Here is an 18,618-nt window from a genome sequence, read left to right as displayed (position 1 = left end):
TCGTCGACCCGGCGTCGCTGCCGGCCGGGCTGATCGCCGAGCTGGCCGACGCCGAGGCCCGGGTGGTGCTGGCCCGCCGCTTCCACAACGACGCGGTCCGCGACACCCTGGCGCTGGCCGAACGTCCCCTGGTGCGGCTGTTCCACCTGGGCGGGACCGCCGCGCTGCCCAGCTATTTCGAGATCGTCGAGCGCCCGCACGCGCTGGCGCACGGCGATCACGGCGTCCTCAACCACCGCACCTCGGCGCGCGTCGTGCTGCTCGACGACACCGGCGCGGTGCTGCTGCTGTGCGGGTCGGACCCCGCGCTCGCCGACCGGCACGCGCCGAAATGGTGGTTCACGGTGGGCGGCGAAGTGCAGCAAGGGGAGCGGCTGGCCGAGGCCGCCGCGCGGGAGCTGGCCGAGGAAACCGGGCTGCGGGTCGCGCCCGCCGAGATGATCGGGCCCGTGTGGCGGCGCGACGAGGTCTTCGAGTTCAACGGTGCGCTGATCGACAGCGAGGAGTTCTACTTCGTCTACCGCACCCAGCGGTTCGACCCGTCGCGCACCGGCCGAACCGAACTGGAACGCAGCTACATCCACGGCCACCGCTGGTGTGACGCTGCTGACATCGCGCAGCTGGTCGCGGCGGGGGAGACGGTGTATCCCATGCAGCTATCCGGACTGCTCACCGACGCGGCCGCGCTCGCCGGCGGCCGCGCTCCCGGGCCGCTGCTGTCCATCCGCTGACTGCGCGGGGTCAACGCGGCCAAAGCGCCTCATTAGACTGGGTCGACAACGGTTGAAGGAGATCAAGCAGTGAATACCGCCCACCCCCCGAACGGCAACGGGCGAACCGGGACGGCGCGCGTCAAGCGCGGCATGGCCGAGATGCTCAAGGGCGGCGTCATCATGGACGTCGTCACCCCCGAGCAGGCCAAGATCGCCGAGGCCGCCGGCGCCGTCGCCGTCATGGCGCTGGAACGGGTGCCCGCCGACATCCGCGCCCAGGGCGGGGTGTCGCGGATGAGCGACCCGGACATGATCGAAGGCATCATCGCCGCCGTGACCATCCCGGTGATGGCCAAGGCCCGCATCGGCCACTTCGTCGAGGCCCAGATCCTGCAAAGCCTCGGCGTGGACTACGTCGACGAGTCCGAGGTGCTCACCCCGGCGGACTACACCCACCACATCGACAAGTGGAAGTTCACCGTGCCGTTCGTGTGTGGCGCCACCAACCTCGGCGAAGCGCTGCGACGCATCAGCGAGGGCGCGGCGATGATCCGCTCCAAGGGTGAGGCCGGCACCGGCGATGTCTCCAACGCGACCACCCACATGCGCGCCATCGGTGGCGAGATCCGCCGCCTGACGTCGCTGTCCGAAGACGAATTGTACGTCGCCGCAAAGGAATTGCAGGCGCCCTATGATCTGGTCGTGGAGGTGGCCCGGGCGGGCAAGCTGCCGGTCACGCTGTTCACCGCGGGCGGCATCGCCACCCCGGCGGACGCGGCGATGATGATGCAGCTCGGCGCCGAGGGGGTGTTCGTGGGCTCGGGCATCTTCAAGTCCGGGGACCCCGCCGCGCGCGCCGCCGCGATCGTCAAGGCGACCACCTTCTACGACGACCCCGACGTGCTGGCCAAGGTGTCGCGCGGGCTGGGCGAGGCGATGGTCGGCATCAACGTCGAGCAGATCGCGGAGCCGCATCGGCTGGCCGAACGCGGCTGGTAAAAACTTCTCCGTGGCGATTGAAGAGATACTTGATCTCGAGCAACTCGAGGTCAACATCTACCGGGGCAGCATCTTCAGCCCAGAGTCGGGATTCCTGCAGCGCACGTTCGGCGGCCATGTAGCCGGCCAGTCGCTGGTGTCGGCGGTGCGCACCGTCGACCCCCGCTACCAGGTGCACTCGCTGCACGGGTATTTCCTGCGCCCCGGGGACGCCAAGGAGCGCACGGTCTTCATCGTCGAACGCACCCGCGACGGCGGCTCGTTCGCCACCCGCCGCGTTAACGCCATCCAGCACGGCGAAATCATCTTCAGCATGGGCGCGTCCTTCCAGACCGACCAGGAGGGGATTCACCACCAGGACCCGATGCCGGCCGCGCCGCCGCCGGACGGCCTGCCCGGGCTGGATTCGATCAAGGTCTTCGACGACGCCGGATTCAAGCAGTTCGAGGAGTGGGACGTCTGCATCGTGCCGCGCGATCGTCTGCACCTGTTGCCGGGCAAGGCTTCCCAGCAGCAGGTGTGGTTCCGTCACCGCGATCCGCTGCCGGACGACCCGGTGCTGCACATCTGCGCGCTGGCCTACATGAGCGACCTGACGCTGCTGGGATCGGCCCAGGTCACCCACCTCGACGTGCGCGAGCACCTGCAGGTGGCGTCGCTGGACCACGCGATGTGGTTCATGCGGGCGTTCCGGGCCGACGAGTGGCTGCTCTACGACCAGAGCTCGCCGTCGGCCAGCGGCGGCCGCTCGCTGTGCCAGGGCAAGATCTTCACCCAGTCCGGTGAGATGGTCGCGGCGGTCATGCAGGAGGGGCTGACCCGCTTCAAGCGCGGATACACGCCGACGTGAGCGCGCTGTGACTGATCCCCGGATCGGCGTCCTGGCGTTGCAGGGCGACACCCGCGAGCACCTCGCCGCGCTGCGCGAGGCCGGCGCCGAGTCGATGCCGGTGCGCCGGCGCGGCGAGCTCGAGTCGGTTGACGGGCTGGTCATCCCCGGGGGCGAATCGACGACCATGAGCCATCTGCTGCTCGATCTCGGGCTGCTGGAGCCGTTGCGCGGCCTGCTGGCCGACGGGCTGCCCGCCTACGGCGCGTGCGCCGGGATGATCCTGCTCGCCAGCGAGATCTTGGACGCCGGCGCGGGCGGGCGCGAGGCGCTGCCGTTGCGTGCGATCGACATGACGGTGCGGCGCAACGCTTTTGGGCGACAGGTCGACTCGTTCGAGGGTGACATCCCGTTCGTGGGGCTGAGCGATCCGGTGCGCGCGGTATTCATCCGCGCGCCGTGGGTCGAACGCGCGGGTGACGGCGTCGAGGTGCTGGCCACCGCGGCCGGGCACGTCGTCGCCGTGCGGCAAGGGCGCAACCTGGCCACGGCGTTTCACCCCGAGATGACCGGCGATCGGCGCATCCACCACCTGTTCGTCGACCTCGTCACAGGCTGACGACCGACCCGCTTGCCCGCCAGCCACGGCGGCACCCACCGCAGGCGTCCACGTAGACTCGTCTGGCCACAAAAACAAGAGGACTTTCAGATAGGACAGCGATGAGCGGCCATTCCAAGTGGGCCACCACCAAGCACCAGAAGGCCGTCAAAGACGCGCGCCGCGGCAAGGAGTTCGCCCGGCTGATCAAGAACATCGAGGTCGCCGCCCGTACCGGCGGTGGTGACCCGGCGGGCAACCCGACGCTGTACGACGCCATCCAGAAGGCGAAGAAGACGTCGGTGCCCAACGACAACATCGAGCGCGCCCGCAAACGCGGCGCCGGCGAGGAAGCCGGTGGCGCCGACTACCAGACCATCATGTACGAGGGCTACGGGCCCAACGGTGTGGCGGTGCTGATCGAGTGCCTGACCGACAACCGCAACCGCGCGGCCGGCGAGGTCCGGGTGGCGGTGACCCGCAACGGCGGCAACATGGCCGACCCCGGCTCGGTGTCCTACCTGTTCACCCGCAAGGGCGTCGTCACGCTGGAGAAGAACGGCCTGACCGAGGACGACGTGCTGACGGCGGTGCTGGACGCCGGCGCCGAGGACGTCAACGACCTCGGCGACAGCTTCGAGATCATCTCCGAGCCGACCGACCTGGTCGCGGTGCGCACCGCCCTGCAGGACGCCGGCATCGACTACGAGTCCGCCGAGGCCAGCTTCCAGCCCTCGGTCAGCGTGCCGGTCGACGTCGAGGGCGCCCGCAAGGTGTTCAAGCTGGTCGACGCGCTGGAAGACAGCGACGACGTGCAGAACGTCTGGACCAACGTCGACCTGTCCGACGAGGTGCTGGCCGCGCTCGACTCGGAGTAACTAGTCGTAGCCGTGCCGCATGTCCTCGACGATGCGCGGATTGTCCAGGGTCGACGGCTCCACCGGCCGCGGGCCGATGTCGCCGGAGAATACGCCCGCGGCGTCGAGCACCCGCTGGTTGAGGAAGCGCAGCGGGGGCGCGTTCGTGGGCACCCTCGGCGCGGGGGCGCTGTCGGAGCGCTGGGCCAGGGCGAATCCCCAGTCGCCGAACGTCGGGACGTGCACGTGATACGGCGTGACGGCGTAGCCGGCGGCGCGGATCGTCGACACCGTGCGCCAGTACGCCGTCGGGGTGGAAAAGGGGCTGCCCGCCTGCACCACCATCAGCCCGCCGGGGGCGAGCGCGCGGGCGATCAGCGCGTAGAACTCCGTTGAATACAGCCGGCCCAGCACCGGGGTGTCGGGGTCGGGAAGGTCGACGATGACCGCGTCGAAGCGGTCCAGGTTTGGTCGGCGTAACCAGTTCATCGCGTCCTCGGTCACCACGGCCACCCGCGGGTTGTCCAGCGAACCGCCGTTCGCGGTGCGCAGCGTGGTGCGCGCGATGTCGATCACCGCGGGGTCGAGCTCGACCTGCACGATCTTGGAAATGCCTGGGACGCGGAGCAATTCGCGGGCCGCCAGGCCGTCACCGCCGCCGAGCACCAGCACTGAACGGGCGCCGTCGCCAAGCGCGGGGTAGACGAGGCTCTCGGTGTAGCGGTATTCGTCGCGGGTGGAGAACTGGAGCCCGCCGTCCAGATACAGCCGGGTGTCGTTGCCGCGGCGGGTCACCACGATCTCCTGATAGGCCGTGTGCCGGTAGGCGATGATCGGGTCGGCGTAAAGCCTTTGCCTGCTTGTGGTTTCGATATCGGCCGAGCGCAGCAGCAAGCTGGCCAGCAGCGCCGCGGCGGCGGCCAGCGCGCACAGCGCCAGCACCAGCTGCCGCATCGAAACCACCTGGCGCAGCAGGAAAACCGCCACGACGGCCGCGGCCGCCAGGTTGATCATGCCGGTGGCCGCCGCGCCGCGGATCATCCCCAGGTGCGGCAACAGCAGGAACGGCCAGACCAGCCCGCCCAGCAGCGCGCCCAGGTAGTCGGCGGCGTTGAGGTTGGCGAGCGTCCGCCCGGCGTCGGTCGCGGCGGCTACCCGGCCACTTTGCAGCAGCGTCATCAGCAGCGGTACCTCGGCGCCGACCAGGCCGCCGATCAGCGCCGTGCTCACCGCCAGCACCCACGTCGATCCGACCGACCCATCCAGGAACGCGAACACCACGTACAGCGCCGCCGCCGACAGGCCGCCGACGATGCCAAGCAGCGCCTCGACGGTGATGAAGGTGATCGCGGCGTGCGCCAGCAGGGGCTTGACCACCAGGGCGCCCACGCCCAGCGCGGCGATGTAGCCCGCGACGATCAGCGAGGTGGCGACGATCCCGCCGCCGTCCAGGCTGGCCGACAGCGTCAGCAGCGCGAGCTCGTAGATGATGCCGCACGCCGCGCAGGCCGCCACGGCGGCCAGCAACAGCGCCCGCCACCGCCCGGACACCGCCGCGGGTGGCGTCGCCTCGGGCGTGCGCACCGCGCCCGCCGGCGTGACCGCGCTCATGACACCGCCGCGGCGGTCACCCCTCCCACGGCGAGCAGTATCAGCGCCACCGCGAACGATCCCGGGTGCAGCTCGGGCTCGTCGATGTGCTCGTGAAAACTGCCCGGTATCAGCAGGTGCATGGTCAACAGCGCGAAGCCCAGCAGGATCACGCCCATCAACCCGTACACCGCCACCCCGAGCAGGCCCTGGCCCAGCTGGCTGTAGCTGTTGACGATCGCGGTGATGATCACGACCGTCAGGGCGATGTACATCGCGCCGGCGACCACGACCGCGTTGGGCCGGCGGTCGATGAACACCAGCTGGCGCAGCTTGCCGGGGGTCAGCACGTCGACCGCGTAGAACCCGACCAGCAGGACGGCCATGCCGACTCCGAAATACAGGATGGTGGCGACCGCACCCTTCAGCACGGGATTGAGGTCGACGGTGCCGATCTCGACGGCGAGGTACATGGTGCTCTCCTTTGCGGTGGTGGGAGTCACTTGGTTCCGCCGGGGCCGCCGGGGGTGCCTCCGGCACCGCCCGACGGGGATCCCGGGGAAAATCCGGGGCCGAGGAAGATGAACGCGCCGTGGCTGTATCCGGCGCTCAGCGGTTCGACGCGAATGCTGCAGGGGTAAGTGCCGTCGGGGCCGACGATCACGATGTTGTTGTTGTAGCGCAGGTACTCGGTTTTGCCGTTGTCGGCTCGCGCGTCCGGTGCTGCATAGTCGGCGAGGGTGTCGGCCACCTGGTCGGGCGACCCGGAGCACTGGTAACGAGTCCCGTTCACGTCGCGGGCGTACTCGTGATAGTGGCCGGCGACATAGGACGCAATGTTCTTCTGCAGCAAGATGATTCCGAAGATCAGGCACGTCACGCCGGCGGCGCCGAGCACACCGGCGATCACGAACAGGCGGTTGCGGCTCACGGGCGCCACCGGCTGGCCGTGTGGACCACCGTTCCGCCGCCACGCCCCGGGTAGAGGTGCCAGGTCTGCCAGCGCCAGCCGGCGCCGTCGGGTTCGGCGGCCAGCACCGTGAGCGCGGCGTCATCGCCGGGGAACGTGCCGCCGAGCCAGCCCGCCCCGGCGCACCGGTCGCGCAGGTCCTGTGCGAGCCGGCGAAAGCTCGCCTCGTCGTGGGTGTCGGTGCGCGACCGCAGGCAATAGCCGGGCGCGTCCGTGCGCTCGGGCAAGTCGGCGCCGAGATTGCGTGCGGTGCAGGAGATTTCCTCCGAGAACGCGCGCTCCACCGCGACGACGTGGGAGGCGCCGAGCACCCCGAGCAGCAGCGCCGCGCCGCCGCCGGGGTGGTCCAGCCTGCAGCTGACCAGCGGCGTGGGCACGGGCGCGTTGAGCGCGAGCCCGAGCCGTTCGCCGGATACGTCGGCCGGGGTCACGGTGAGCTGATGAAGGGGCACCGAAGAGACCTGCTGCGCTACGCCGGGCTGGGTGGGGGCGCCGAATAGACGGTGATTTCGCCCGGTGAGACGGACTTGCCCGTCGAGACCTCCCAGGGCATGTCCGGCGCCCAGCGCTCGAACGAGAGCAGCGCCGACTCGTCGTCGTTGGTGCAGTCGACGAACTCCATCTCGCCGCCGGCCGGCAGGCCGGTGGTGCCCTCGGTGGTGTAGGAGGCGCGGCCGCGTTCGGACTCGTGGAACATCACGCCGTCGACGACGTAGGGGTCGCCGGGCCGCAGCGGCACGTCCTTGCGGGTCACCCACAGCGCGAGTTCCAGCCGGCCGTCGTCCTCCTCGACGCTGAACCAGAGCGGCTGGTCGCCACCCTCCAGCAGGTGTTCCCACCACACGAAGGGGCCCTCGCGGAAGGTGACCGAGCCGCGCACGATGTAGTCGGTGCCGCCGTAGCTGACGATCGCGCCGGGCCCGAGCTGGCGCGGCCCGAACTGCGGCATCGCGTCGGAGGCGAGCGGATCCTGCCGCCCGGCCCGCTGGGCCGGCTGCTTGGGTCGCCGCAAAGCCACCACCAACACCACGATGGACGCGATGAAGAGCACCACGGCGATCATGACCAGCAGAGATCCCACGCCAACCCCTTCGTTGCCACCTGTCTCGAGCGAACGTGGGCTAAAGCTAACAGCTTTTTCGCGGGTTCGGCGCCGTAACGTCGCGCCGGGAATCGGCGGCGGCCGCCGCGTGTCCTACCCGGGACCGTCGGCGCCGGCCGCTAGGGTATCGAACAGCTGTTCTACTAGGTGGGAGCGGGTAATGCGGGTGATGGGCGTCGATCCCGGCCTGACCCGATGCGGTCTGTCGGTCGTGGAAAGCGGGCGTGGTCGCACGGTCGTGGCGCTGGACGTCGACGTGGTGCGCACGCCGTCGGACGCGCCGCTCGCCGAGCGGCTGCTCAAAATCAGCGATGCCGTCGAGCACTGGCTGTCCACCCACCAACCGGACGTCGTGGCGGTCGAGCGGGTGTTCTCCCAACTGAACGTGTCGACGGTGATGGGCACCGCCCAGGCCGGCGGCGTGGTCGCACTGGCGGCGGCCAAACGCGGCATCGACGTGCACTTCCACACCCCCAGCGAGGTCAAGGCCGCGGTCACCGGCAACGGCGCCGCCGACAAGGCGCAAGTCACCGCGATGGTCACCAGAATCCTTGCGCTGCAAGCCAAACCGTCACCGGCCGATGCCGCCGACGCGCTGGCCCTGGCGATTTGTCATTGCTGGCGGGCACCGATGCTCGCCCGGATGGCCGCGGCCGAGGCGATGGCCGCCGAGCAGCGCGAGAAATACAAGGCCAAGCTGAAGGCCGCGCGATGATCGCCTCGGTGCGCGGCGAGGTCCTCGAGGTGGCGCTCGATCATGTGGTGATCGAGGCCGCCGGCGTCGGCTACCGGGTGAACGCGACCCCGTCGACGCTGTCCACCTTGCGCGCCGGGACCGAGGCGCGGCTGATCACCGCGATGATCGTCCGCGAGGACTCGATGACCCTGTACGGCTTCACCGACACCGAGACCCGCGACCTGTTCCTGACGCTGCTGTCGGTGTCCGGGGTGGGGCCCCGGCTGGCGATGGCGACTCTGGCGGTGCACGACGCCGGGGCGCTGCGCCAGGCGCTGCACGACGGCGACGTCACCGCGCTCACCCGGGTGCCCGGCATCGGTAAGCGCAGCGCCGAACGCATGGTGCTGGAACTGCGCGACAAGGTCGGCGCCGGCGCGGCCCCCGGGGGAGCGTCGCCGGGCGCGGCGCTCAACGGCCACGCCGTGCGCGGTCCGGTGGTGGAGGCGCTGGTGGGGCTCGGGTTCGCCGCCAAGCAGGCCGAGGAAGCCACCGACAAGGTGCTGGCCGCCGACCATGACGCCACCACGTCGGGCGCCCTGCGCGCCGCCCTGTCGCTGCTGGGCAAGTCCCGATGAGCCCGCACGACTTCGGGGACGACCACGCCGATCGGGAGGTCTCCGCCGCGCTGGCCCCCGGCGAGGGCGACATCGACGTCAGCCTGCGTCCGCGCTCGCTGCGCGAGTTCATCGGCCAGCCGCGGGTGCGCGAACAGCTGCAGCTGGTCATCGAGGGCGCCAAAAACCGTGGCGGCACACCGGATCACATTCTGTTGTCCGGGCCGCCGGGGCTGGGCAAGACGTCGCTGGCGATGATCATCGCCGCCGAGCTGGGGTCCTCGCTGCGGCTGACGTCCGGGCCCGCGCTGGAACGCGCCGGTGACCTGGCGGCGATGCTGTCCAACCTGGTCGAGCACGACGTGCTGTTCATCGACGAGATTCACCGCATCGCCCGGCCCGCCGAGGAGATGCTGTACCTGGCGATGGAGGACTTCCGGGTCGACGTGGTGGTCGGCAAGGGCCCCGGGGCGACGTCGATTCCCCTGGAAGTGGCGCCGTTCACGCTGGTCGGGGCGACCACCCGGTCCGGCGCGCTGACCGGCCCGCTGCGGGACCGGTTCGGTTTCACCGCGCACATGGACTTCTACGAGCCCTCGGAGCTGGAGCGGGTGCTGGCCCGCTCCGCCGGGATTCTGGGCATCGAACTGGGCGACGATGCGGCCGAGGAGATCGCCCGGCGTTCGCGCGGGACACCGCGGATCGCCAACCGGTTGCTGCGCCGGGTGCGCGACTTCGCCGAGGTGCGCGCCGACGGCGTGATCACCCGCGACGTCGCCAAGGCCGCGCTGGCGGTGTACGACGTCGACGAGCTGGGCCTGGACCGGCTGGACCGCGCGGTGCTGTCGGCGCTGACCCGCAGCTTCGGCGGCGGCCCGGTCGGGGTGTCGACGCTGGCGGTGGCGGTGGGCGAGGAGGCCACCACCGTCGAGGAGGTGTGCGAGCCGTTCCTGGTCCGCGCCGGCATGGTCGCGCGCACGCCGCGGGGCCGGGTGGCCACCGCCCAGGCGTGGACGCACCTCGGCATGGCCCCGCCGGCCGGGGTCACCGGCCTGGGCCAAGCCGGCCTGTTCGACTGACGGGTGGTTCGTCGCCCCGCGGGCATTTCGCGGCCAAATCGTGACCTTTGCCCCGCGCGCGGGCCGGGCGTTCGCCCGGCGCGGCCTCCGCCCTGGTCAGACCGGCTACACCGGCGGTGGCCCGCCGCCGGGCGGGCCACCAGCGCCCCGGCCCGGAGGGCCCCAGCAAACACGCGCGCGCCCGTCGACCGGTTACACCCCGGCATCGCCGGGTAACCAGCCTCACAGCAGCGATACCTGTTGAAGGAGGTTCCGATGAGGACCACGAGCGACGACTACGACCGACCCCGCGCGCTGTACATGCCACGTACCCGCGGCGCGCTAACCGGACTACTCCTGATTCTGTTGGGTGCGTGGGGCGCGCTGGTGCCGTTCTTCGGGCCCAACATCGACTGGGCGTACTCGGCGGACCCGGCATGGACGTGGACCACGGCCAAAGGCTGGCTGGAGGTGCTCCCCGGGGTCGCGGCGGCGGTGGGCGGCCTGCTGGTGCTCATGTCCGGCAATCGGGCCAGCGCCGTGTTCGGCGGTTGGCTGGCGGTCGTCGGCGGCGCCTGGTTCGTGGTTGGCCGCGCGTTCGCGCCGACGCTCGGGATCGGCGACGTCGGCCAGCCGATGGCGGCGACGGACCTCAAACGTGCCCTGCTCGAGGTCACCTACTTCACCGGTCTGGGCGCCCTGATCGTGTTCCTGGGCGGAGCCGCGGTGGCGCGGCTGGCCGTGCGGCACGCGCGCGACGTCGTGGTAACCCACCCGGCGCCGGTCGCGGGCGAGGCCGTGCCGGCCGCCCAACCGGCCATGTACGACGAGACCCGCGGCGGAACGCCGGCGCGGACCGACGCCGTTGCGGCCGAACCGGAGACCCGCGGACGCACCGGCGGTGGCCTGTTCCGCCGGCGCACCGGCGGCGGCGGTGGCCTGTTCCACCGGCACCACCACGCGGGCGCCTAGCGCACCAAGACGGCAAGGCCCCGGCAGCCCTCTCGGCTACCGGGGCCTTGCCGTGTCGGGCTGGTCCGGTCAACCCGTGATCGGTAGAGTTCACCGGCGCCCGAACAGCGAGGAGGAGCGATGATCGCCGCCGGATTGGTGTTCGCCGCGCTGGCGGCGTTGCTGCACGTCTACATCTTTGTGATCGAATCGTTGACCTGGACCTCGCCGCGCACCCGCGCCACCTTCGGCACCACCGCCGCCGAAGCCGAAACCACCAAAGCGCTGGCCTTCAACCAAGGCTTCTACAACCTGTTCCTGGCCATCGTCACCGGCGTAGGCATCGTCGCGGTTGTGTTGGGGCACAAGGGCATTGGCGCCGCGTTGATCTTCGCCGGCGTCGGGTCGATGGCCGCGGCGGCGGTGGTGCTGGTCGCGTCCGCGCGCGACAAGGCCCGCGCCGCGGCGATGCAGGGCACGTTTCCCGCGATCGCTATCGTCCTGTTGTTGCTCGGCCTTCACTAATAACAGCAGTCTCACCGGCCCCAGAAGCCTCGGCTAGCGGTGGCTTTCGTTTGCCGCGTGGGTTAGTAGTGGAAGGCGCTGGGTAACCGTCCCAGGCCGGAAATCAGACCCGGTATTCAACGAGGGGATGTCATGAAATACGCACAAGACGGCCGAACCCGCGGGCTGAGTATGCCGCGTTCGCGAGGCGCGGTCAGCGGATTGCTCCTGGTCATTTTGGGAGCTTGGGGGGCGTTAATACCGTTTGTTGGTCCGCACTTTAATTTCGCCTATACACCGGACCGCGATTGGGCATGGAGCACGGCCCGGGGCTGGCTGGAAGTGGCGCCGGGCGCGGCCACCGTGCTCGGCGGTCTGTTGTTGATCGTCGCCGGAAACCGTGTCGCCGCCATGCTGGGCGGCTGGCTGGCCGTGCTGGCCGGCGCGTGGTTCGTCGTGGGCGGCCAGGTCGCCCCGTTGTTGGGAATCGGCTCCGCCGGTGACCCGATCGCCGCGACCGAACGCAAGCGCGCGGTGCTCGAGATCACCTATTTCTCGGGCCTGGGCGCACTCATCATTTTCGTGGGTGGGGTCGTGCTGGCCCGCACGGCCGTGCGCCTGGCCCGCGACGTGCATCCGGCGGCGGCCGAACCCGCCGCCGCTGCGGGTGTCGAGCCCTACCGGGATTCGGCCTACGAGCCGGCCGAGGTCTCCTCGGGCGCGCTGACCAAGCCGCGATCGGCGGCCGACGCCGAGCCCAAGCGCGGATGGCGCCGCAACCGCGCCGGCGCGGGGACCGGGGCTAACGCGGCCTACCTGCGCTGGCCGCACCCGCAGCAGTAGTTCTCGATCGATAGGAATCGCCCAGTCCCGCAACGGGACTGGGCGATTGCGTTCGTGCCCTTAGAGCAGTCCGAGCAACTGCAGGTTGGTGATGTACTTGACGATGACCGGCGCCGTGACATGCGGAATGTCTTTGTCGGGGCCGATTTTCGCTTCCTGCACCGCCGCGCGGAACACATCGGTGGGCGCCATCGAGCCGTTGATCGGCTTCTCGGGCGTCTGGTAGTTGTGCAACAGCGGCAGCAGCGAGTACTGACGCTGCCGATCCGGCAGGGCCCGCAGCGACGTCTCGAACCGCCGCAGCCACTCCGAGTAGTCGGCGATGCGCTCGATCGAATACCCGGCCTCGATCAGCCAGTCGATGTACTCGTCGAGACCGATGCCGTCGTCGTACGGGTTCATCACGTGGTAGGTCTGGAACCCGGTGTCGCTGTCGGTGATCTGCGTTCCCAGTGTCGAGATCGCCGCGGCGATGAACTCGACCGGCAGGCCGTCGTAGTGCGCCCGCTGCCGGTTGCCATCGGCGTCGAGCTCGTAGAACGAACCGGGCGCGATGCCGGTGGCGACCAGGCTCAGCATCAGCCGGGTGAACATGTCCGGCAGGTTGAGCTGGCCGTCGTAGGTGGTGTCGGCCAGGATCATGTCGCAGCGGAACACCGAGACGGGCAGACCGCACAGGTCGTGCGCCTCGCGCAGTAACACCTCGCCAGCCCACTTGCTGTTGCCGTAGCCGTTGGCGTAGTTGTCGTTGATCTCGCGGGTGGCGCTGATCTGGCGGATGTCGGCGTTCTCGACGAACGCCCCCGGCTTGATCTGGTCGCCCACGCCGATCGTCGACACGTAGGTGTACGGCTTCTGCTTGGACGTCAACGCGATTCGGATCAGCTCCGCGGTGCCCAGCGCGTTGGGCCCGAACAGCTCGCTGTAGGGCAACACGTGGTTCACCAGCGCCGCCGGGTCGACGATGATGTCGACCTCGTCGGCCAGTCGCTGCCAGGTTTGGGGGTCCAGGCCGAGGTTGGCCTCGCCCTTGTCGCCGGCGATGACCTCGAGGTGGTCGGCGGCCAGCTCCTGGTAGTGCGCAAGCAGTTTCGGATCGCCGCTGTCGAAGGTCTTGTCGAGACGACTCCTCGCCTCTTCATCCGTGCGGGCCCGAACCAGGGCGATGACCTTGCCGTCGACCATGTCCATCCGCTCGAGCCAGTCCAGCGCCAGGTAGCGGCCCAGGAAGCCGGTCGCTCCGGTCAACAGCACCGTGCGCACCTCGGTCGCCGGCTTGGGCAGGCTCGGCGCGCCGGCCAGGATGGCCTCGTCGAGGAACTTGTCCAGCGTGAGGTCACTGGCGCGCACCGTGGTGGCGCCGCGCCCGTGCACGGCGGCGAACGTCGGCCGCTTGGACCCCTGGCGCTCGGCCTCGATGTAGGCGGCGATGGCTGCCAGGTCGTTGGCCGGGCTGACGATGACACCCACCGGCACGTCGACGTCGAAGATCTCGCGCAGCAGGTTACCGAATGTCAACGCCGACAACGAGTCTCCACCCAGATCGGTGAAGTGAGCGTCGGGGGACAGGTCGCCCGCCGCCGCGCCCAGCATGGCGGCCGCGGCGCGGCCCACGGTCTGCAGCACCGGCGCCTGCGCGCCGCTGCGGCGCAGTTCGGCCAGTTCGTTGGCCTGTCCGGCGGCCAGGTCGGCGTAGATCTGCTCGAGCCGTTCACCGTAGTGCGCCTTGAGCTTTGGCCACGCCAGCTTGCGGATCCCGGTCAGCAGACCGTTTTCCAGGCTGAATGGGGTGGTCTCGATGATGAAGTCGCGCGGCACCTCGTAGGACTGCAGGCCGGTCTCTTTGGCGACCTTCTGCAGCGAGTCGGCGATCTTCGGCTTGAGCGACTCGATGTCGTTGTCCGCCAAGGCTTCTTCGGTTGGGACCACCACGGCCAACAGGTAGGGCTGCGAGCTGTTGCCGTAGACGTAGATCTGGCGGATCAACGGGCTGTTGCCGAACACCGCCTCCAGCTTGGCCAGCGTGACGAACTCGCCCTGGGCGAGCTTGAGCACGTTGTTGCGGCGGTCGACGTACACCAGCCGGTCCGGGGCGATCTCGGCGAACACGTCGCCGGTCCGGTAGTACCCGTCCTCGTCGAACACGTTGGCGGTGGTCTCGGCCCGCTTGTAGTAGCCGGGGAACATGTTGTCGGTCCGCAGCAACAGCTCACCGCGCGGATGCGGGCGGTCGGTGCTGAAGTAACCCAGGTCCGGGACGTCGACCAGCTTGTAGTCGATCACCGGCGGCCGCTGAATCTCCCCGTCGAACAACACCATTCCGGCCTCGGTCGAGCCGTAGCCGTCCATCAGGTGCATCTGCAGCAGCGACTCGGCCCACTTCGTCAACTCCGGCGAGATGGGCGCGGAGCCCGTCATCGCGAAGATGAACCGCCCACCCAGCAAGTACTCGCGCTGTTCGGCCAGCACCTCGGCCTCGACCGCGTCGCGGTCGCCGCCGCCGGCCAGACGACGCTCGACCTGGCGCTGGAATTCGCCGTACAGCGTTTCCCAGATCCGCGGGACGAAGTTCAGCTCGGTGGGCCGCACCAACTCGAGGTCCTCGAGCAGGGTGGACAGGTCGCTGCGGGCCACGAAGTAGGCGATGCCGCCATTGCCCAATGTGCCGTAGAGGATGCCGCGTCCCATGACGTGGCTCATCGGCATGAAGTTGAGGGTGATCGACGCGGCGCTCTCGCCGAACCAGTTCTTGCTGCCGCGCCGCCACATCTTGCCGACGTTGCTCTGCGGGTACATCGCGCCCTTGGGGGCGCCGGTGCTCCCGGAGGTGTAGATCAGCAGCGCGAGCGAGTCCTCGTCGGTCTGCCGCTCGGGAACCGCGGGCAGGTCCTTACCCCGCTGCAACACGTCGGCCAGCTTTTCGACGACCACGTCGGTGCCGGCCAGCCGGGCCACCGCGCTGTCCACGGCGTCACGCTGGTCGTCGACCTCGGGGTGGTAGTCGAACACGACGAGCTTGCCGGGCACGTGGTCGCCGGTGCGGATCAGCTCCACGGCGTCGGGCAGCTGATCGACGCTCGAGGCGATCAGGCTGGGCTCGGTCTCGGCCACGATCGGCTGCAGCGACGAGACCGCCGCGCTGGTCTGCAGCGGCACCGACACGGCCCCGATGGTGCCCAGCGCGATGTCGATGGTGGCGTAGTCGACGCTGTTGAAGCCCAGCACGCAGACCCGGTCACCGGGGCTCACGGAGTCGCTGGCCCAGGCGCGGCCGAGAGCCGAAACCCGTTCGCCGAGTTCGCCATACGTGATGGTCTCGAAGCGGGGGAGCAGCTCGGCGGTCCTCCGTCCGGTCTTGGCGTCCTTGACGAACTCCACGGCGCGCTGCGCCAGCGCCGGCCGGTCGGCGTACCCGTCGAGCACGGTCCGGATGATCTGCGGCAGGCGCAGCCCGGGCTGTTCGGTGGCGGCGGTGATCGCCGGGTCCGGTCGGGCGGCGGCGAACTGGGGGTCGTTGGCAATGAGTTGCTCGATGCGGCGCTCGAGTTCTTCGTCGTGAATGGCAGTCGACATAACGGATCCCTTGCAAATGAAAGTTAGCGAGTCAAATGTGCGCTGTCCGCGCTGGCATATAGAACGTTAGCTAAAGTAACGGTATTCCACCATGATCCGGCGTTTGTGGTGTTTGTGAGATTGCACACGCCGGGCGGGATGCGTCCTCTGGGCTACAGGTCGCGCAGCAGGCCGCCGAGGACTTCGATGCCCTCGGCCAGCAGCTCGTCGCTTATGGTCAGCGGCGGCAGCAGCCGGATGATGTTGCCCCACATGCCGCACGTCAACACGATCACGCCGGCGGCGGCGGCCGCGACCGTCAGCTTCTGGGTCAGTTCCTTGTCGGGCTCGGCGGTTCCCGGCTTCACCAGTTCGATGGCGATCATGGCGCCCCGACCGCGCACGTCGCCGATCCGGTCGTCGGCCGCCTGCAGGCGCAGCAGCGGTTCGGTGATCAGGCGTTCCAACCGCTGGGCCCGCTCGATCAGGCCGTCGTTCTCGATCGTCTCGATGGTGGCCAGCGCCGCCGCGCACGCCAGCGGGTTTCCGCCGAAGGTGCCACCCAGGCCGCCGACCTGCGGGGCGTCCATGATCTGCGCACGCCCGGTGACCGCCGACAGCGGCAGGCCGTCGGCGATGGCCTTAGCGGTGCAGATCAGGTCGGGTTCGATGCCCTCGTGCTCACACGCGAACATGGCGCCCGACCGCGCGAATCCGGTCTGCACCTCGTCGGCGATGAACACCACGTCGTTCTTGTGGCACCACTCCTGCAGGGTGGGCAGGAAGCCCTCGGCCGGCACGATGAAGCCGCCCTCGCCCTGGATCGGCTCGATGATGAGGGCGGCCAGGCTGTCGGCGCCGATCTGGCTGTCGATGACGCTGATGGTGCGCGCGGCGGCCTTCTCCCCGTCGGTGGCCAGCTCCTTGTCGACCAGGCCGTCGCGGTAGGGGTAGGAGAGCGGGGCGCGGTAGATTTCCGGCGCGAACGGGCCGAAGCCACCCTTGTAGGGCATCGACTTGGCGGTCAGCGCCAGGGCCAGGTTGGTGCGGCCGTGGTAGGCGTGGTTGAACGCCACCACGGCGGGCTTGCGGGTGTATGCCCGCGCGACCTTGACGGCGTTCTCCACCGCCTCGGCGCCGGAGTTGAACAGCACCGAGCGCTTCTCGCCCGAACCCGGGGTGATCCGGTTGAGCGTCTCGGCGACGGCGACGTAGGACTCGTACGGCGTCACCATGAAGCAGGTGTGGGTGAACTCGGCCACCTGCGCGCGCACCGCTTCGACCACCCGGGGGGCGGAGTTGCCGATCGTGGTCACCGCGATGCCGGACCCCAGGTCGATCAGCCGGTTCCCGTCGACGTCCTCGATGATTCCGCCGCCGGCGCGCGCCACGAACACCGGCACCGACACGTTCACCGCGTGCGACACCGCGGCCGCCCGGCGCTTGGTCAGTTCCAGCGATGCCGGACCGGGGATCTCGGTGACCAGCTGGCGGGTCTGCTCGAGGCTGGCCACCACAAAACTCCTCCCCGCGGCGCGCGCGTCGCGTCGCATCAAAAGCCTATCGAGCTTGACCCCGGCGGGCACTGCGTGCACCGTGGCGGTCGGTCGCGACGCGTGGCCTGCCAGACTGAACGGGCACACTGGACCGTTACGAGGTGCGCGACGCTTGCGTCCTACCGGCACCCAACCCTGGTAGTGCCAGGTAATGCCCAAGAATATTTACGACGAAAGACAGGCGCGTCCATGCAGAGTCTGATCCTGTTCCTGCCGTTCCTGCTCATCATGGGCGGGTTCATGTACTTGGCATCGCGCCGACAGAAGCGTGCGATGCAGGCCACCATCGACCTGCACGAGTCATTGCGTCCCGGCGACCGGGTGCACACCACGTCGGGCCTGCAGGCCACCGTCGTCGACATCACCGAGGACAACGTGGATTTGGAGATTGCGCCCGGGGTGGTGACCACCTGGATGAAGCTGGCGATCCGTGACCGGATCCTGCCCGACGAGGACGACGACCTGGCCGACGGCGACGACTCCGCCGACGAGGGCTCCATCAGCAAGGATTCCTGACGGCGACGCCCGCCGCTCGCTCAACCGGCGGACCGCTCGCGCAACCGGCAACCGGGGGCCACGTAGGCTCTGTCCGGGGTAAGTAACCGATATTCGAGGAGATAGAAGGAACGTGGCATCGTCTTCGGCGCCGGTGCACCCTGCCCGCTACCTGTCGGTCTTCTTATTAATGCTCGTCGGCGTCTACCTGTTGGTGTTTCTTACCGGGGACAAGCGAGCCGCGCCCAAGCTCGGTATCGACCTGCAGGGCGGCACCCGTGTCACGCTGACCGCGCGCACCCCGGACGGGTCGAAGCCCAGCCGCGAGGCGCTGGCGCAGGCCCAGCAGATCATCGGCGCCCGGGTCAACGGGCTCGGCGTCTCCGGTTCGGAGGTCGTGGTCGACGGCGACAACCTGATCATCACGGTGCCCGGAAACGACGGCAACGAGGCGCGCAACCTGGGCCAGACCGCCCGGCTCTACATCCGGCCGGTGCTCAACTCCATGCCGGCCCAGAGCGCCGAACCCAAGCCGGCGCCGCGTCAGCCCGCGCCGGGTCAGCCCGCTCCCGGGCAACCCGCTCCCGGGCAACCGGCCCCCGGTCAGCCCGCGCCGGGACAACCGGCCCCCTGTCAGCCAGCTCCAGCGCCACCGGCACCAGCTCAGCCCGCTCCCGCGCCCGCTCACCCGGGTGCCCAGCCGCGGCC

At 69.6% G+C, this 18,618-nt stretch carries 19 protein-coding genes and 1 pseudogene; 13 read left to right on the top strand and 7 right to left on the bottom strand.

The genetic code is table 11. From position 1 onward, the window contains the following. From DQP57_RS23520 to DQP57_RS23500, 5 genes are all read left to right on the top strand, one after another. Positions 1 to 731 (top strand): NUDIX hydrolase (locus DQP57_RS23520; protein ID WP_112635027.1); only part of this gene is annotated, 731 nt, incomplete at its 5' end. Positions 732 to 800: 69 nt separating this feature from the next. Then, on the top strand, positions 801 to 1,712 hold the full coding sequence (pdxS, locus tag DQP57_RS23515) for a pyridoxal 5'-phosphate synthase lyase subunit PdxS (protein WP_112635026.1): 912 nt from the start codon (positions 801 to 803) through the stop codon (positions 1,710 to 1,712). Between the two features lie 10 nt (positions 1,713 to 1,722). Next, on the top strand, positions 1,723 to 2,562 hold the full coding sequence (gene tesB / locus DQP57_RS23510) for an acyl-CoA thioesterase II (protein ID WP_112635025.1): 840 nt from the start codon (positions 1,723 to 1,725) through the stop codon (positions 2,560 to 2,562). A 7-nt stretch (positions 2,563 to 2,569) separates the two neighbouring features. Next, positions 2,570 to 3,160, top strand: coding sequence for a pyridoxal 5'-phosphate synthase glutaminase subunit PdxT (gene pdxT / locus DQP57_RS23505; RefSeq protein ID WP_112635024.1), 591 nt, complete (start codon positions 2,570 to 2,572; stop codon positions 3,158 to 3,160). 101 nt (positions 3,161 to 3,261) lie between these two features. Beyond that, positions 3,262 to 4,017 carry a YebC/PmpR family DNA-binding transcriptional regulator gene (locus DQP57_RS23500; RefSeq protein ID WP_112635023.1) on the top strand — a complete coding sequence of 252 codons (756 nt, stop codon included), beginning with the start codon at positions 3,262 to 3,264 and terminating at the stop codon, positions 4,015 to 4,017. Here DQP57_RS23500 and DQP57_RS23495 read toward each other — a convergent pair whose 3' ends face one another. From DQP57_RS23495 to DQP57_RS23475, 5 genes are read right to left on the bottom strand one after another with little or no spacing between them, the layout of a single operon-like run. Beyond that, a complete protein-coding gene (locus DQP57_RS23495) occupies positions 4,018 to 5,607 on the bottom strand; it encodes a polyamine aminopropyltransferase (protein WP_240631863.1) in 1,590 nt (529 codons plus the stop codon). Next, on the bottom strand, positions 5,604 to 6,059 hold the full coding sequence (locus tag DQP57_RS23490) for a DUF350 domain-containing protein (RefSeq protein WP_112635022.1): 456 nt from the start codon (positions 6,057 to 6,059) through the stop codon (positions 5,604 to 5,606). The genes DQP57_RS23495 and DQP57_RS23490 overlap by 4 nt, the downstream gene beginning before the upstream one ends. A gap of 26 nt (positions 6,060 to 6,085) precedes the next feature. Beyond that, the gene (locus DQP57_RS23485) at positions 6,086 to 6,517 is read right to left on the bottom strand and encodes a DUF4247 domain-containing protein (protein WP_112635030.1); all 432 of its coding nucleotides are present in this window, start codon (positions 6,515 to 6,517) and stop codon (positions 6,086 to 6,088) included. Continuing rightward, the gene (locus tag DQP57_RS23480; protein ID WP_205869216.1) at positions 6,514 to 7,008 is read right to left on the bottom strand and encodes a DUF2617 family protein; all 495 of its coding nucleotides are present in this window, start codon (positions 7,006 to 7,008) and stop codon (positions 6,514 to 6,516) included. Before DQP57_RS23480 ends, DQP57_RS23485 begins: the two co-directional genes overlap by 4 nt. 17 nt (positions 7,009 to 7,025) lie before the next feature. After that, positions 7,026 to 7,637 carry a DUF4178 domain-containing protein gene (locus DQP57_RS23475; RefSeq protein ID WP_112635020.1) on the bottom strand — a complete coding sequence of 204 codons (612 nt, stop codon included), beginning with the start codon at positions 7,635 to 7,637 and terminating at the stop codon, positions 7,026 to 7,028. Between the two features lie 181 nt (positions 7,638 to 7,818). On the opposite strand from DQP57_RS23475, the gene ruvC reads away from it, so the two are divergent. From ruvC to DQP57_RS23445, 6 genes are all read left to right on the top strand, one after another. Next, positions 7,819 to 8,373, top strand: a complete 555-nt coding sequence (ruvC, locus tag DQP57_RS23470; RefSeq protein WP_112635019.1) for a crossover junction endodeoxyribonuclease RuvC — start codon at positions 7,819 to 7,821, stop codon at positions 8,371 to 8,373. After that, positions 8,370 to 8,972, top strand: a complete 603-nt coding sequence (ruvA, locus tag DQP57_RS23465; RefSeq protein WP_112635018.1) for a Holliday junction branch migration protein RuvA — start codon at positions 8,370 to 8,372, stop codon at positions 8,970 to 8,972. Before ruvC ends, ruvA begins: the two co-directional genes overlap by 4 nt. Continuing rightward, entirely contained in the window at positions 8,969 to 10,030 is a 1,062-nt protein-coding gene (ruvB, locus tag DQP57_RS23460) for a Holliday junction branch migration DNA helicase RuvB (protein ID WP_112635017.1), read from the top strand. The genes ruvA and ruvB overlap by 4 nt, the downstream gene beginning before the upstream one ends. A gap of 255 nt (positions 10,031 to 10,285) precedes the next feature. Then, positions 10,286 to 10,981 (top strand): hypothetical protein, encoded by a 696-nt coding sequence (locus DQP57_RS23455; RefSeq protein WP_205869215.1) that lies wholly within the window; start codon positions 10,286 to 10,288, stop codon positions 10,979 to 10,981. Between the two features lie 120 nt (positions 10,982 to 11,101). Continuing rightward, positions 11,102 to 11,485: a DUF1304 domain-containing protein gene (locus DQP57_RS23450; protein WP_112635016.1), complete on the top strand. Its 384-nt coding sequence runs from the start codon at positions 11,102 to 11,104 to the stop codon at positions 11,483 to 11,485. 132 nt (positions 11,486 to 11,617) lie between these two features. Continuing rightward, positions 11,618 to 12,307 carry a hypothetical protein gene (locus DQP57_RS23445; protein WP_112635015.1) on the top strand — a complete coding sequence of 230 codons (690 nt, stop codon included), beginning with the start codon at positions 11,618 to 11,620 and terminating at the stop codon, positions 12,305 to 12,307. A gap of 60 nt (positions 12,308 to 12,367) precedes the next feature. Here DQP57_RS23445 and car read toward each other — a convergent pair whose 3' ends face one another. After that, positions 12,368 to 15,880, bottom strand: coding sequence for a carboxylic acid reductase (gene car, locus DQP57_RS23440; RefSeq protein ID WP_112635014.1), 3,513 nt, complete (start codon positions 15,878 to 15,880; stop codon positions 12,368 to 12,370). 152 nt (positions 15,881 to 16,032) lie between these two features. Continuing rightward, complete coding sequence (gene gabT, locus DQP57_RS23435) at positions 16,033 to 17,373, bottom strand: 4-aminobutyrate--2-oxoglutarate transaminase (RefSeq protein ID WP_112635028.1); 1,341 nt, start codon at positions 17,371 to 17,373, stop codon at positions 16,033 to 16,035. Between the two features lie 231 nt (positions 17,374 to 17,604). Between gabT and yajC the strand changes: the two genes are divergently transcribed. Beyond that, entirely contained in the window at positions 17,605 to 17,931 is a 327-nt protein-coding gene (gene yajC, locus DQP57_RS23430; protein WP_112635013.1) for a preprotein translocase subunit YajC, read from the top strand. A 112-nt stretch (positions 17,932 to 18,043) separates the two neighbouring features. Then, positions 18,044 to 18,618 (top strand): annotated as a pseudogene (locus DQP57_RS23425) (protein translocase subunit SecD); the annotation flags it as partial.

It is taken from the genome of Mycobacterium colombiense, from assembly GCF_003284935.1.
GTDB classification, from domain to species: domain Bacteria; phylum Actinomycetota; class Actinomycetes; order Mycobacteriales; family Mycobacteriaceae; genus Mycobacterium; species Mycobacterium arosiense_A.
The sequence above is the reverse complement of the archived record's forward strand: the minus strand, read 5'-3'. Positions and strand labels throughout refer to the sequence as shown.